The organism is Aeromonas sp. R5-1 (assembly GCF_040908265.1).
Classification (GTDB): domain Bacteria; phylum Pseudomonadota; class Gammaproteobacteria; order Enterobacterales; family Aeromonadaceae; genus Aeromonas; species Aeromonas caviae.
In genome coordinates, this window is record NZ_JBFODJ010000032.1 from 22796 (window position 1) to 36584 (window position 13789).

At 61.6% G+C, this 13789-nt stretch carries 15 protein-coding genes; 10 read left to right on the forward strand and 5 right to left on the reverse strand.

The window, feature by feature from the left end:
* The first annotated feature begins 308 nt into the window (after nt 1–308).
* The 4 genes from malE to AB5Y64_RS04090 all read left to right on the forward strand — a co-directional run bounded on the left by malE (nt 309) and on the right by AB5Y64_RS04090 (nt 5329).
* Nucleotides 309–1490, forward strand: a complete 1182-nt coding sequence (malE, locus tag AB5Y64_RS04075; protein ID WP_223919544.1) for a maltose/maltodextrin ABC transporter substrate-binding protein MalE — start codon at nt 309–311, stop codon at nt 1488–1490.
* Between the two features lie 73 nt (nt 1491–1563).
* On the forward strand, nt 1564–3219 hold the full coding sequence (gene malF, locus AB5Y64_RS04080; protein WP_010674250.1) for a maltose ABC transporter permease MalF: 1656 nt from the start codon (nt 1564–1566) through the stop codon (nt 3217–3219).
* A 12-nt stretch (nt 3220–3231) separates the two neighbouring features.
* Entirely contained in the window at nt 3232–4122 is an 891-nt protein-coding gene (gene malG, locus AB5Y64_RS04085; protein ID WP_010674251.1) for a maltose ABC transporter permease MalG, read from the forward strand.
* A gap of 70 nt (nt 4123–4192) precedes the next feature.
* Nucleotides 4193–5329, forward strand: coding sequence for an ABC transporter ATP-binding protein (locus AB5Y64_RS04090; RefSeq protein WP_010674252.1), 1137 nt, complete (start codon nt 4193–4195; stop codon nt 5327–5329).
* A gap of 127 nt (nt 5330–5456) precedes the next feature.
* On the opposite strand, the gene ppk2 is transcribed toward AB5Y64_RS04090, so the two are convergent.
* The gene (gene ppk2 / locus AB5Y64_RS04095) at nt 5457–6287 is read right to left on the reverse strand and encodes a polyphosphate kinase 2 (RefSeq protein WP_010674253.1); all 831 of its coding nucleotides are present in this window, start codon (nt 6285–6287) and stop codon (nt 5457–5459) included.
* Between the two features lie 156 nt (nt 6288–6443).
* Between ppk2 and AB5Y64_RS04100 the strand changes: the two genes are divergently transcribed.
* On the forward strand, nt 6444–7250 hold the full coding sequence (locus tag AB5Y64_RS04100) for an alpha/beta fold hydrolase (RefSeq protein ID WP_010674254.1): 807 nt from the start codon (nt 6444–6446) through the stop codon (nt 7248–7250).
* A gap of 66 nt (nt 7251–7316) precedes the next feature.
* Here the strand turns inward: AB5Y64_RS04100 and AB5Y64_RS04105 are convergent, their stop codons facing one another.
* The 3 genes from AB5Y64_RS04105 to AB5Y64_RS04115 form a co-directional block, all read right to left on the reverse strand.
* The gene (locus AB5Y64_RS04105) at nt 7317–8126 is read right to left on the reverse strand and encodes a MipA/OmpV family protein (protein WP_043155304.1); all 810 of its coding nucleotides are present in this window, start codon (nt 8124–8126) and stop codon (nt 7317–7319) included.
* 173 nt (nt 8127–8299) lie between these two features.
* A complete protein-coding gene (locus AB5Y64_RS04110; RefSeq protein ID WP_029314318.1) occupies nt 8300–9370 on the reverse strand; it encodes an AI-2E family transporter in 1071 nt (356 codons plus the stop codon).
* A 22-nt stretch (nt 9371–9392) separates the two neighbouring features.
* On the reverse strand, nt 9393–9662 hold the full coding sequence (locus AB5Y64_RS04115; protein ID WP_069785094.1) for a sulfurtransferase TusA family protein: 270 nt from the start codon (nt 9660–9662) through the stop codon (nt 9393–9395).
* 127 nt (nt 9663–9789) lie between these two features.
* Between AB5Y64_RS04115 and AB5Y64_RS04120 the strand changes: the two genes are divergently transcribed.
* Nucleotides 9790–11244, forward strand: coding sequence for a M48 family metalloprotease (locus AB5Y64_RS04120; RefSeq protein ID WP_223918331.1), 1455 nt, complete (start codon nt 9790–9792; stop codon nt 11242–11244).
* 133 nt (nt 11245–11377) lie between these two features.
* On the opposite strand, the gene AB5Y64_RS04125 is transcribed toward AB5Y64_RS04120, so the two are convergent.
* On the reverse strand, nt 11378–11857 hold the full coding sequence (locus tag AB5Y64_RS04125; RefSeq protein ID WP_043155310.1) for a TlpA disulfide reductase family protein: 480 nt from the start codon (nt 11855–11857) through the stop codon (nt 11378–11380).
* Nucleotides 11858–11917: 60 nt separating this feature from the next.
* Between AB5Y64_RS04125 and arsC the strand changes: the two genes are divergently transcribed.
* From arsC to AB5Y64_RS04145, 4 genes are all read left to right on the forward strand, one after another.
* Entirely contained in the window at nt 11918–12268 is a 351-nt protein-coding gene (arsC, locus tag AB5Y64_RS04130; protein ID WP_043155313.1) for an arsenate reductase (glutaredoxin), read from the forward strand.
* Complete coding sequence (locus AB5Y64_RS04135) at nt 12265–12639, forward strand: DUF2069 domain-containing protein (RefSeq protein WP_043155315.1); 375 nt, start codon at nt 12265–12267, stop codon at nt 12637–12639. Before arsC ends, AB5Y64_RS04135 begins: the two co-directional genes overlap by 4 nt.
* Nucleotides 12640–12887: 248 nt before the next feature.
* Entirely contained in the window at nt 12888–13511 is a 624-nt protein-coding gene (locus AB5Y64_RS04140; protein ID WP_234887569.1) for a linear amide C-N hydrolase, read from the forward strand.
* Nucleotides 13489–13789 (forward strand): linear amide C-N hydrolase (locus AB5Y64_RS04145; protein ID WP_368203322.1); only part of this gene is annotated, 301 nt, incomplete at its 3' end. The genes AB5Y64_RS04140 and AB5Y64_RS04145, both read left to right, overlap by 23 nt.

Consider the following 13789-nt stretch of genomic DNA (forward strand, 5'->3'; position numbering starts at 1 on the left):
GCTTGGTACTTTTGTTAACACATTAAACCAAATAATGGAGATGAAAGGGTTTTCATTGAGGTGAAACCCCTTTCATTGGTGTAAATTTATTTCTTTTTGGTAATTAGTTTTCTGTGCAAGGCCAAAAATATGGCGATAAATCCCGATAAGTCGCTGAAATAAGAAAATGTTTTCATAACTTTCTGGAAGAAAATACGTAATTGCATTTCAAAAATGCGAGGCGTGTCATGTGAGGCATTGACTGCTTGGGATAATATGCATCTGCACACAATGCTCTTACAGCGCGGAACTAATACAAGGAAAGGCTCATGAAAAAGAAATTGCTGTCATCCCTGATCGGTCTGGCTACCCTGGGCGTGGCCTGCTCTGCCACTGCTGCCATTGATGAAGGTCAGCTGACCATCTGGATCAACGGTGACAAGGGCTACAACGGCCTGGCCGAAGTCGGCAAGAAGTTTGAAGCCGAAACCGGCATCAAGGTCACCGTCGCCCACCCGGATCAGGTTGAAGTCAAATTCCAGCAAGCAGCCGCCACCGGCAACGGCCCGGACATCTTCTTCTGGGCTCACGACCGTTACGGTGAGTGGGTCAAGTCCGGTCTGCTGGTTCCCGTGACCCCGAATGCCGCCACCAAGGCCAAGTTCGAGCAATTCGCCTGGGATGCCATGACCGTCGATGGCAAGACCTATGGCTACCCGGTCGCGGTAGAAGCCGTCAGCCTGATTTACAACAAGGATCTGTTGCCCAACCCGCCGAAGACCTTCGAAGAGATCGCCAAGATCGACGAAGACCTGAAGAAAAATGGCAAGCGCGCCATCATGTGGGCCTATGACACCCCCTACTTCAGCTACCCCCTGGTGGCTGCCAACGGTGGTTATGCCTTCAAGAAGACCGCCACCGGCTATGACGTCAAAGACACCGGCGTGAACAACGCAGGTGCCAAGGCTGGCGTCGGCTACATCTCCGAGATGATCAAATCCGGTCACCTGGAGAAGGGCATCGACTACGGTGTGATGGACGCCAAGTTCAACAAGGGTGAAGTGGCCATGATGATCAACGGCCCCTGGGCCTGGAGCAACCTGGACAAGAGCGGCATCAAGTATGGCGTAGCCCAGCTGCCGACCCTGAAGGGTCAGCCGGCCAAGGCCTTCGTCGGCGTGCTCGGTGCCACCATCAACGCCGCCAGCCCGAACAAGGATCTGGCCATCGAGTTCCTCGAGAACTACCTGCTGACCGATGCCGGTCTGGCGCCGGTTAACGCCGACAAGCCGCTGGGCGCCGTGGCCCTGAAGTCCTTCCAGAAGACCCTGGAAGCGGACCCCAACATCAAGGCCACCATGCAGAACGCCCAGAATGGCGAACCGATGCCGTCCGTGCCCGAGATGAGCCGTTTCTGGTCTTCCTTCGAAACTGCCCTCAAGAACGTCACCTCTGGCCGTCAGAGCGTTGACGAAGCGCTGGATACCGCTGCCAAGCGTATCGTCCAGTAAGCATGCACTACCCGGGAGGCCTTCGGGCCTCCCACTCTCTCAATCTCTCTTGGCGCAATAAAGGTTAATTGGCATGGAAGTAGTACCTTCTATCGAATCCTATGCCGGTCCGAAGAAAGACAAGTACGTCTGGCTCAAGTGGACCATGGCGGCACTGATCGCAGTGCTTAATGGTTATGCGGCCGTGATGATGTATGCCAGCGGCGAGTGGGTATTTGCCCTGCTCGATCTGGTGGTCGTATCCGTCGGTCTCTATGTCTTCATGAACAAGAAGACCTATGCCCACCGTTATATTTTCCCCGGTGTGGCAGGCATGGTTGTTTTTATCATCTTCCCTCTTGCCTACACGATCGGCATCGCCTTCACCAACTATTCGGGATCCAACTTGCTCTCCCTTGAGCAGGCACGGGATTACCATCTGAAAAAAACCTACAAGGTGACCGGCGGTGAATTCGATTTCACCCTCCTGGGTGGTGAGAACAATCAGTTTCAGCTGCTGCTGAAACAGGACGAGCAATCCTTTATCAGTCCACCCCTTACCTTGCTGAACAACAAGGCGCGTACCCTGGCCGTCCGTGAAGGACGGGTCCGTGACGAGCCCCAGGTTGTTCAGTTGCAGCCTCTGGACGGGGCCACGGTCGGCGAGGCGGCACCCATTCGTGCCATCGTTGATCACCGCACCCACCTGAGTGCCCTGGATGTGGTACTGCCCGAAGGCAATATCCATCTGACCCTGAGCAGCCTGCGCAAGTTTGCCGCCCAGAAACAGCTCTATACCCAGCTGGTCGACGGCGCCGTGCTCAAGTCCGGCGTCATGATCAAGGACAGCAACCTGCTGCGTGACAACCAGAGCGGCGAGCTGATGCTGCCCAACGGTGACACCGGCTTCTACCAGTACATCGATGCGGAAGGTCACTTCGTCGGCAAGGGCGTTGCCCCCGGTTTCGTGGTGAGCGTGGGTTGGAAAAACTTCATGCGCATCATGACGGACCCGGGTATCCAGAGTCCCTTCATGCAGATCTTCGTCTGGACCGTGATCTTCTCCGCCTGTTCGGTAGCGTTCACCCTGGCGATTGGCATGGTGTTGGCGTGTCTGGTGCAGTGGGAGCAGCTCAGGGGGCGTGGTTTCTACCGGGTCATGCTGATCCTGCCCTATGCGATACCGGCGTTCATCTCCATCCTGGTGTTCAAGGGCTTGTTCAACCAGAACTTCGGTGAAATCAACCTGTTCCTGGAAGCGGCCTTCGGCATCAAGCCGGACTGGTACACCAATCCCTTCCTGGCCAAGGTGATGATCCTCATCGTCAACACCTGGCTCGGTTACCCCTACATGATGATCCTCTGCATGGGCCTGCTCAAGGCGATTCCGGAAGATCTCTACGAGGCGTCCGCCATGGACGGGGCGGGGCCGGTACAGAACTTCTTCAAGATCACCGTACCGCTCTTGATGAAGCCGCTGACACCGCTGTTGATTGCATCCTTTGCCTTCAACTTCAACAACTTCGTACTTATCCAGTTGTTGACGAACGGGGCGCCGGACATCATCGGGGCCACCACGCCGGCCGGGACCACCGACTTGCTGGTGAGCTACACCTACCGGATCGCGTTCCAGGGCTCGGGTGGTCAGGACTACGGTCTGGCCAGTGCCATCGCCACCGCCATCTTCCTCATCGTGGGTGCGCTGGCCTTGCTCAACCTGAAATTGTCCAAAGCCGACAAGCAACTGTAAGGAGGCTTCAACATGGCAATCGTACAACCCAAATCAGTCAAATACCGGGTGTGGGCAACCCACCTGGTGATGTGGGGCTTCCTGGCACTGATCATCTTCCCGCTGATCATGGTCATCGCCATCTCGTTCCGTAACGGCAACTTCTCGGTGGGGGAGATCATCCCCACCAATCCGACCCTGGATCACTGGAAGCTGGCGCTCGGCATGTCCATCACCAACGCCGACGGCAGCATCACGCCGCCGCCGTTCCCGGTGCTGACCTGGCTGTGGAACTCCATCAAGGTGGCGGGCATCACCGCCCTGATGATAGTGGTGCTCTCCACCACCTGTGCCTACGCCTTCGCCCGTCTGCGGTTCCGTGGCAAGTCCACCATCCTGCAGGGCATGCTGATCTTCCAGATGTTCCCGGCGGTGCTGGCACTGGTGGCCATCTACGCGCTCTTCAACAAGATCGGTGACTACATCCCCTGGCTGGGTCTCAACACCCACGGCGGCCTGATCCTGGCCTACATGGGGGGCATCGCCCTGCACGTCTGGACCATCAAGGGCTACTTCGAGACCATCGACTCCTCCCTGGAGGAGGCGGCGGCCATCGATGGCGCTACTCCGTGGCAGGCGTTCCGCCTGATCCTGTTGCCCCTGTCGGTGCCCATTCTGGCGGTGGTGTTCATCCTGGCCTTCATCGGCTCCATCACCGAGGTGCCCATGGCCTCCATCCTGTTGCAGGATGTGAACAATCTGACCCTGGCGGTCGGAGCCCAGCAGTACCTCTATCCGCAGAACTACCTGTGGGGTGACTTTGCCGCAGCCGCCGTGCTGTCAGGCTTCCCCATCACGGTCGTCTTCCTGCTCGCCCAGCGCTGGCTGGTGGGCGGTCTGACCGCAGGCGGCGTGAAAGGTTAACGGTTCATGGCCGGGGGAGCTGGCTCCCCCCGTCATCACGATTTGCAAAGATTCAAGAGCGGAGCTCGACATGGCTGAAGTAGTACTCAACAACGTTCGCAAAAATTACGACCCGGCTGTCCACAAGGACACCCTGCGCAGCATCAACCTCGATATCAAGGAAGGGGAGTTCATCGTCTTCGTCGGCCCTTCCGGCTGCGGCAAGTCCACCCTGCTTCGGATGATCGCGGGTCTGGAAGACATCACCAGCGGCGAGCTGACCATCGGCGGGCGCTACATGAATGACGTGCCGCCGGTGGAGCGCAACGTCGGTATGGTGTTCCAGTCCTACGCCCTCTACCCGCACATGAACATCTACGAGAACATGGCTTTTGGCCTCAAGCTCAAGAAGATGGACAAGGAGAACATCCACAAGCGGGTGATGCGCGCCGCCGAGATCCTGGGTCTCGAGCCGCTGCTGGACCGCAAGCCCAAGGCCCTTTCTGGCGGTCAGCGTCAGCGGGTGGCCATCGGCCGCTCCATCGTGCAGCAGCCGCAGGTGTTCCTGTTTGACGAACCGCTGTCGAACCTCGACGCCGCCCTGCGGGTCAAGATGCGCATCGAGATCGCCAAGCTGCACAAGGAGCTCAACTCCACCATCATCTACGTGACCCACGACCAGGTGGAGGCCATGACGCTGGCCAACCGCATCGTGGTGCTGAGCCCCCTCAAGGGCGAGGCGGCCACCAACCTGGAGCAGTTCGGCACCCCCCTCGAGCTCTACCACAACCCGGACAACAAGTTCGTGGCGGGCTTCATCGGCTCCCCCAAGATGAACTTCCTGGCGGGCGAGCTGGTGGAGATCGGCGAGCAGGAGTGCGTGGTCAAGCTCACCTCCGGCGATACCGTGCGTGCCCGGGTGGATGCCCGTCGCGGCGCGGTGGGCGACAAGGTGGAGCTGGGCATTCGCCCCGAGCACCTGGTGCCGCTGGGTCATGCCCATGCCGACAGCCGCGTGAGCGGCGTGGTGCAGGTAGCCGAACACCTGGGGGCAGAATCCTTCGTCTACATGGACGTGGATGGTCACGACTTCACCGTCAAGGCGAGCTCCGACATCGACGTGGCCACCGGCCAGGAGTACAGCGTCGGCATCCCGGCCGAAGCCTGCTACCTGTTCGATGCCAAAGAGCAGGCGTTCCCGCGCACGGCCAAATATATCCGCGCCTGAGAGGGCGAGAGGGCCAGGTTTTCCTTTCTATACGTTCAATGCCTTTTGCCGGTCGCAAGACCGGCTTTTTATTGCCCGTCATCCGAAGCCCGGGTTCCGGCCAGCGGGGGCGGCTGGCCGGAACCCGTCACTGCCCGTGCTTGTCTGACTCGAGGGCGGCGGTGACGTCCGGCACGAAGTGCTGGCTGGTGAGCGGCGGGCGCTCATACCCTTCGGTCTTGATGGGAGGCAGGGTGATGGGCTCGTAGTGGATCGCCTCGTAGGGCACCTTGCCAAGGAGGTGGGAGATGCAGTTGAGGCGGGCGCGGCGCTTGTCGTCGGCGTCCACCACGAACCAGGGGCAATCCTCGGTATCCGTGTAGGTGAACATGTCATCCTTGGCGCGGGAGTATTCCACCCAGCGGGAGCGGGATTGCAGATCCATGGGGCTGAATTTCCAGCGCTTGATGGGAGTATTGATGCGCTCCTTGAAGCGTTTCTCCTGCTCTTCGTCGCTGACCGAGAACCAGTATTTGATGAGGGTGATGCCGGAGCGGATCAACATCCGCTCGAATTCGGGGCAGGCGCGCAGGAATTCGCGATACTCGTCATCGCTGCAAAAGCCCATCACCCGTTCGACCCCGGCCCGGTTGTACCAGGAGCGGTCAAACAGCACCATCTCGCCCGCCGAGGGCAGGTGCGCCACGTAGCGCTGGAAGTACCACTGGGTGCGCTCCCGATCCGAGGGGGCGGGCAGGGCGGTGACCCGGCAGACCCGGGGGTTGAGGGGCTCGGTGATCGCCTTGATGACGCCCCCCTTGCCCGCGGCGTCGCGCCCCTCGAACAGCACCACCACTTTGAGCCCCTCCTGCTTGACCCACTCCTGCAACTTGACCAGCTCCTCCTGCAGGTGGGCGAGGTGATGTTCGTAGGTCTTCTTGTCCAGACGGGGGCGTTTCTTGCTCTTTTCCTTGGCCATCATCCTCTCCTTGGTGACTCCTCGTTGTGAGTCTCTCCAGCTTGCACCAGGCGGACACCCCTGCCAAGGGTGGCGTGTTACACTGCCGCCTCATCAGCCGCTGGCAACAGAAAAACAGGAAAGCCAGTTTCATCGCCGCTGGCAACAGGAGAAAACATGAAGCAGTTTATGGAGATAGCGGGCCGCCGCATGGCCTATCTGGACGAGGGGCAGGGTCCGGCACTGCTCTTTGGCCACAGCTACCTGTGGGACAGTGCCATGTGGGCACCGCAAATCGAGGCCCTTAAGGAGCATTATCGCTGCATCGTGCCCGAGCTTTGGGGTCACGGGGATTCCGATGTGCTGCCCGAGGGGCCCTGCACCCTGGCGACCCTGGCCCGGGATCACCTGGCGCTGCTCGATGCCCTCGGCATCGACGAGTGCGTGCTGGTGGGGCTCTCCATCGGTGGCATGTGGGGCGTGGAGCTGGCGCGCATGGCGCCTGCTCGCCTCAAGGGCCTGGTGCTGATGGACAGCTTCGTCGGCCTTGAACCCCAGATCACCTGCGAGCGCTATCTCGGCATGCTGGCGATGATCGAGCAGGTCGGCGCCGTGCCTGCGCCCATCGCCGATCAGGTGGCTCCGCTCTTCTTCGCCCATCAACCGGACGCGGCCCTGATGGCCGGTTTCAAGGTCCGGCTGGCCCAATGGCCCGCCGACAAGGTGGCGAGCCTGGTGGCGGTGGGGCGCAGCTTCGTGACCCGGGAGGATCGCATCGACTGGCTCGAAGAGATGAGGCTGCCCGCACTGGTGATGACGGGGTGCGAGGACAAGGCTCGCCCTGTGCTGGAGGGGTATCTGATGGCCGAGGTGCTGGGGTGCCCGTTCAGGGAGATCCCGGGGGCCGGTCACATCTCGACCTTGGAGAACCCCGCGTTCATCAACCAGGCGCTCGCCGAATTTCTCGCCGAAGTGGCAGGGTGACGCTGCGCCGGATAGCCGTAAAAAAGGAGCCATGGGCTCCTTTTTTGTTGTCCAGTCCGGATGGGGCTACCAGATGTAGCCCACCCCGAAGCCTGCATAGAGTTCTCCCTGATGCTGGACGATGGGGCTGTCCGCGATGTCGTCGTCGTAGCGCTCGTAGTTGATGCCAAAGCCGCCAATCCAGTTGGCGCTGAAGCGATAGCTGCCGATGAGGGAGACCATGGGGGAGAGGGTGGTGCCCGTGTTCCACGCCGGCCTGTCCGCCCTCGCTTCGTCTTGCGAGACACCGCCGAAGTAGTAGTTGGCGAGGTTGTGGCTGCGCAGCATCACGCCGGCTCCCGGCATCAGCAGCAGGGGGCCGCGGATGATGGGGAAGTTGGCCCACAGCATCAGCTCCTGACCGTTGCTGGTACCGGTCACATCCGTGGTGGCCCGCACGCTCCAGAGGGCGTAGGGAGTGATGAGATCGGCCCCAACACCGGCCTCGAACTGCCCCTTGCGCTTCTCCATGCCATGGAGGAAGGGATCGTCGTCCGGGTCCAGGTTGCCAAAGCGCATCCGGCCGAAGGCATAGGTCGAGAGGTTGCCATCCCGGCTCAGGTAGTAGCGGGCCCGATCCCCCAGATACATCAGGTTGTCACCAAAATAGAGGGCCCCCGGGATGGGCATCAGGGTATCGTCCTGGTGCTGGTAACGGGCCTGACCGCCGATGACGGCCCCGCCCAGCACCAGCCCCTTGGGAATGGGGCTGTCAGGGCTGTCGCTGGAGAAGGCGCTGAGGGCCCCGATATCGAGGTCTGCCCGGACGGGAGAACAGAACAGCAGTGCCAGAAAGGCACCCAGAGAGGCATGGCGCAGGGCAGGGACTGGGGACATGACACATCCTTGTCGGTGGGTGGGCGTGGGAACGAATCAGACCGGCGTAGCAAGTCAAACGGATGTCGGTTTTCAATTAAACCCGACAAGGCAAGCATGAGCCAGCGTCACGGAGGTGCTGCTGGTGGCCGGTATCTGGAAGGGGCGAGACCCGGCCTCGCCCCTTGCCAGGGTCAGGGGGCGGGGCGGGGGAGATCTTCCCGCTTGGGCCAGGCATTGAGCACCGCTTTGACCAGGGTGGCGAGGGGAATGGCGAAGAAGACGCCCCAAAAGCCCCACAGACCGCCAAACACCAGCACGGCGATGATGATGGCCACCGGGTGCAGGTTGACCGCCTCGGAGAAGAGCAGGGGGACCAGCAGGTTGCCGTCGAGGGCCTGGATCACGAAATAGGCCACCATCAGCCAGGCGAAGTCGGGGGTCAGCCCCCACTGGAACAGGGCCACCATGGCCACCGGCACGGTCACCGCGGCGGCACCGATATAGGGGATGAGCACGGAGAAGCCCACCGCGACCGCCAGCAGGGCGGAGTAGCGCAATCCCATCAGGGCGAAGGGCACATAAGTGGCGATGCCGACGATGACGATCTCGATCACCTTGCCGCGGATGTAGTTGATGATCTGGTCGTTCATCTCCACCCAGACCCGGTTCACCAGGGTGCGGTTGCGGGGCAGGAAGCGGCGCAGGCCTCCCATCAGCACCTGTTTGTCCTTGAGCATGAAGAAGACCATCAGGGGCACCAGGATGGCGTAGATGAGGATGGCCACCACGTTGATGAGGGAGCTCAAAGAGGCGCTCACCAGTTGTTCGCCGCCGGTCAGGATGCGCTGGCGAATGTTGTCGATGATGGTTTCCACCAGGCTGACGTCGATGATCTCGGGGTATTTTTCCGGCAGGGTGCGCACATAGTCCTGGGCATGGGCCAGCATGGCGGGGGCCTCCTTGGCCAGGTTGACCCCCTGGCTCACCAGCGTCGGGATGAGGCCCAGCAGCATCAGGGTCGTCACCGTGATGAACAACAGCAGGACCAGGCTGGTAGCGACGGTGCGAGAGAGGCCGCCTCGTTGCAGGCGACTCACCGGCCACTCCAGCAGATAGGCCATCACCAGGGCCACCAGCAGCGGTGCCAGCAGATCCCCAAACAGCCAGAGCACGGCAAAGCAGAAGACCAGCAGCAGGAAGAGGGTGACGGCATCGGGGTCGGAAAAACGGGTCTGATACCAGCGCTTCAATACATCTAACATCGAGGCTTCCTTGAATGGCGGCTCACGGGGTGGGTGGCATGGGCTCGGGGGCGAGCAGGGCGTCCCGGGGGGGACGGGCAACGACGAGCAGCAGGGAGAGGCGGGTAGCTGACTCTTCCCGGGTCTGGACATGGTGACCCTGACGGTGCAGATAGGCGGGAATATCCTGCCGGGAGCCTGCATCCCCGAGCTGGATGCACACGGATTGACCGGGCCGGGCCTGGCGCAACCAGAGCTTGAGCCGGATGAGGGGCTCGGGACAACGCCAGGGGGTCAGGTCGAGCTGTTCCATGAGAACTCCATCGCGTGCGTGGCGGTCATTATGGCCGTGATGAGAGGATGAAACAACGCTTGTGGGCCTTGAATGGCAAGGGTATTCTGCCGATGCCCGCTGGGGTCTGATTGGAGATAGAGATAACGTGGCACGTTTTTCCCCCCTGATAGCATCGCTTCCCCTGTTGGTCACCCTGATGGGGGCGACCTTCCACGCCCAGGGGAGCAACCAGTTGCCCGACATCGGTACCGCCGGGGTCGCCGCACTGCCCATCGAGCAGGAGGTGCGCTACGGCAACGCCTTCATGCGTTTTGCCCGGGCGGGCCTGCCCATCATCGATGACCCCGTGCTCAACGAATACATCGACGATCTGGGCCAGCGGCTGCTGACCAATGCCGACGGGGTGCGCTTCCCGTTCACCTTCTTCCTCATCAACGATCCCAGCATCAACGCGGCGGCCTTCCTCGGTGGCCGGGTCAAGGTGCACACCGGCCTCTTCCTCTACGCCGAGAGCGAGAGCGAGCTGGCCTCGGTACTGGCCCACGAAATCACCCACGTGACCCAGCGTCACATCGCTCGTTACATGGAGGCACAGGCGAGCAGCTCCGCCATGACCCTGGCCGGCCTGGTGGGCTCCATTGCACTCGCGGTGATCAACCCCACCGCCGGCATCGCGGCCTTGCAGACCACGCTTGGCTTGTCGATGCAGTCGGCCATCAACTACACCCGGGACAACGAATACGAGGCGGATCGCATCGGCATGAAGACGCTGTATGACGCCGGATTCGATCCCATGGGCATGGCCAACTTCTTCCAGAAGCTGGCGGCGGAGTACCGCTATGCCAGCAAGCCGCCGGAGATGCTGCTGACTCACCCCCTGCCGGAGACCCGGATCAGCGAAGCCCGTGCCCGGGCCGGGAGCTATGGCGCGCGCGCCCTGCCGCCGAGCCTGGACTTCTGGCTGGCCAAGGTGCGCATCCAGGTGCGCTATGGCACCGAGACGCCCCAGGCGCTGCTCACCTACTTCGACAGCCGCCTGCAGAAGGGGGATTACCCCCTCAAGGATGCCGCCATCTATGGCAAGGCGCTGGCCCTGTTGCAGCTCAAGCGCACCGACGAGGCCGACACCCTGATGCAGGAGCTGGCGACCCGTCACCCGGAGGATCTCTTCGTGGTGGATGCCCTGACCGACATCGATCTCGCCAAGGGGCGCAGCGCCCAGGCCATCGCCAGACTGGAGCGCTTCCGCACCCGGATGCCGGACAACGAGGTGGTGGTGGTGAACCTCGGCAACGCCTATCTGGAGGGGGGCAACTACAAGAAGTCCATCGCCATCCTGGACCCTTATGCCCGGGAGCACGACGAGAACAGCCTGGCCTGGAGCCTGCTGTCGGACGCCTACCGCAAGGCGGGCAGAATGACGGACCTGCACATGGCACGGGCGGAGACCCTTTCCCTGCGCGGGGACTATCAGGCGGCCATCGACGAACTGATCGTGGCGCGGGGCACCACTAGCGACAAGCTGACCCTGGCCCGCATCGAGGCGCGTATCACCCAGCTGGAGCGGGCCAAGAAGGATCTGGACAGCCTCAAGGGCTGAGTCCGGAGCGGGTTGATGGCAGGCGGGGTGCTCCTTTGGGGGCACCCCGCCTTGTTTTGCAGGCTAAAATAGGGCCTTTCATCGGTTTCAACGCATCTTGATGATGAAGAAATGAATGTATTGGATGGCTCTGCTATGGGGCGCTCGCCAGGCGGCGTTTTATCTCGCTTATCTTCTGCTCGTCCAGCTCCCCCACCAGGGTCTCCAGCAGCGTGCCCCTGGCATCGAGCAGATAGCTGGTGGGCAGCGCCCCGGGCCTTGGGAACGGGAGGCGGGCGTCGTCATCCGGGATCATCAGGGGAACCCTGATGGCGTGGCGCCGTGCCAGCTCGGTCAGTTCGGCGGGAGAGGCGGGGTCATAGTGGATGGCGATCACCCGGATCTGACCTTCCTGGTGCAATGTTGCCAGCAGGGGCATCTCCCGCAGGCAGGGGGCGCACCAGGGAGCGAAGTAGTTGACCAGCAGTGGTTTGCCACCGAGCTCCGCGAGGCTGACCTTCTTTCCCGCGCCGTCGGTAAAGTCGGGTGCCGGGCTGCAGGCCCCCAGCAGGGTTGCCACAATCAGCCAACAGATCCGTTTCATTTCCATAGCCTTCCCGCTTACCCTGACCATCCGTTTCCCCTACAATAGCGCCATTTCTTGTCCCATCTTGCGATTAATCAGGGAGTTATCATGAGCGAGACCCAAATCTACCACAATCCGCGCTGCTCCAAGAGCCGTGAAACCCTGGCCTTGCTGGAACAGCACGGGGTCGCCCCCGAGGTGGTGCTCTATCTGGAGCAGGCCCCGAGTGAGGCACAGATCCGCACCCTCCTGAGTCAGCTTGGCTTCACGGATCCCCGACAGCTGATGCGCACCAAGGAAGAGCTCTACAAGGAGCTGGGGCTCGGCGAGGTGAGCGGCGATGATCTCATTCGTGCCATGCACCAGCACCCCAAGCTCATCGAGCGCCCCATTGTCATCAAGAACGGGCAGGCCCGCATAGGTCGTCCGCCCGAGCAGGTGCTGGAGATCCTCAAGTGAGCACCCGCTTCGCTCGCCTGCTGACCCTGGCCGGTTTTTTCGGCCTGCTGGCCTGGGTGCTGCTCTGGCACCTCTGGCTCTCGCCCCACCCGGATCTCGCCCCCTGGCTGTTGCCGGTGATCTGGACGGTGCCGCTGCTCTTCCCCCTCAAGGGCATAGTGCAGGGCAATCCCTACACCCACGCCTGGGGCAATTTCGTGCTGATGCCCTACTTCCTGCACGCCCTGACCCTGATCACCACGGATGAGGGGGAGCGGTGGCTGGCGGTGGTGGAGCTGGTGCTCACCACCCTGGCGTTTGTGGGCACCATCTATTATGCCCGCCTGCGTGGCCGCGAGCTGGGGCTGAGTATCCGCAAGAAGGAAGGCTGAGCCCCTCCCTGTCCGCCTGCTGGCGGGCAGGGTATGTGTCTGAAACCGACGCAAGCCAGCGAATGGCATCTGGCGGTATCGCCCCGAAGTGGCTTGCTTATCTTTTTGATTAATTTATGGATATTGATCGCTGATTGGCAGGGCAGCACCTCTGTTGATAGATCTGTCACCTGGTTTGCCAGCCTCAGTCAGCCCCTGTTATGCAAAAAGGGGTATGCTTGTGTTTTCAACAGACTCGAGTGATCCATATGACAATCCTGCGTTCCCCCCTGTTGCATAAGACCCTGCTGGCCCTGACCGTCTCCCTCTCCGTCAGTTCCCTCGCCGATGCCTGTACCCGCGCCGTCTATCAGGGGGAGGGAGCGCTGGTGGTGACCGGTCGTACCATGGACTGGCGCAGCGCCATGCCGACCAATCTCTGGGCGCTGCCCCGTGGCATCGCGCGGGAAGGGGAGGCCGGTGCGCACTCCATGACGTGGACGTCGCGCTACGGCTCCGTGGTGGCGGCAGGCTTCGATGCGGGCACCGCCGACGGCATGAACGAGAAGGGGCTGGTGGCCAACCTCCTCTATCTGACCGAGTCCGAGTATGTGACCCCGAGCGACAAGGATCCGCGCAAGACTCTCTCCATCTCGCTCTGGGCCCAGTACGCGCTGGACAACTTCGCCACCGTGGCCGATTCGGTCGCCGCCCTGTCGAAGGACGAGTTCTATGTGGTGACCACCCTGACCCCGGATGGCAAGCCGGGCCAGCTGCACCTCTCCCTCTCCGATGCGAGCGGCGATTCCGCCATCTTCCAGTACGTGGGGGGCAAGCTGCAGAGCTACCAACGACCGCAGCTATCAGGTGATGACCAACTCGCCGACCTTTGACAAGCAACTGGCCCTCAACGACTACTGGGAGGAGATTGGCGGTCTCACCATGCTGCCCGGCACCAACCGCTCGGCGGACCGTTTTGCCCGCGCCTCCTTCTACATCAAGACCCTGCCAAAGACCGACCAGGCCAACGAGGCAGTGGCCGGGGTGATGAGCGTGATGCGCAACGTCTCGGTACCCTTGACATCCTCCCCCACCTTAGCGCTTCGCGTCACAGGAGGGGGATTCCCATTACTGGGTGATAGCTGCTCGCGCAGTACCGGGTTCCTGCTTC

Excerpts from the sequence above, each read along its gene's own strand:
- malE (WP_223919544.1), top strand. The coding sequence starts at position 309 with ATGAAAAAGAAATTGCTGTCATCCCTGATCGGTCTGGCTACCCTGGGC.
- malF (WP_010674250.1), top strand. The coding sequence starts at position 1,564 with ATGGAAGTAGTACCTTCTATCGAATCCTATGCCGGTCCGAAGAAAGAC.
- malG (WP_010674251.1), top strand. The coding sequence starts at position 3,232 with ATGGCAATCGTACAACCCAAATCAGTCAAATACCGGGTGTGGGCAACC.
- AB5Y64_RS04090 (WP_010674252.1), top strand. The coding sequence starts at position 4,193 with ATGGCTGAAGTAGTACTCAACAACGTTCGCAAAAATTACGACCCGGCT.
- ppk2 (WP_010674253.1), bottom strand. The coding sequence starts at position 6,287 with ATGGCCAAGGAAAAGAGCAAGAAACGCCCCCGTCTGGACAAGAAGACC.
- AB5Y64_RS04100 (WP_010674254.1), top strand. The coding sequence starts at position 6,444 with ATGAAGCAGTTTATGGAGATAGCGGGCCGCCGCATGGCCTATCTGGAC.
- AB5Y64_RS04105 (WP_043155304.1), bottom strand. The coding sequence starts at position 8,126 with ATGTCCCCAGTCCCTGCCCTGCGCCATGCCTCTCTGGGTGCCTTTCTG.
- AB5Y64_RS04110 (WP_029314318.1), bottom strand. The coding sequence starts at position 9,370 with ATGTTAGATGTATTGAAGCGCTGGTATCAGACCCGTTTTTCCGACCCC.
- AB5Y64_RS04115 (WP_069785094.1), bottom strand. The coding sequence starts at position 9,662 with ATGGAACAGCTCGACCTGACCCCCTGGCGTTGTCCCGAGCCCCTCATC.
- AB5Y64_RS04125 (WP_043155310.1), bottom strand. The coding sequence starts at position 11,857 with ATGGTCAGGGTAAGCGGGAAGGCTATGGAAATGAAACGGATCTGTTGG.
- arsC (WP_043155313.1), top strand. The coding sequence starts at position 11,918 with ATGAGCGAGACCCAAATCTACCACAATCCGCGCTGCTCCAAGAGCCGT.
- AB5Y64_RS04140 (WP_234887569.1), top strand. The coding sequence starts at position 12,888 with ATGACAATCCTGCGTTCCCCCCTGTTGCATAAGACCCTGCTGGCCCTG.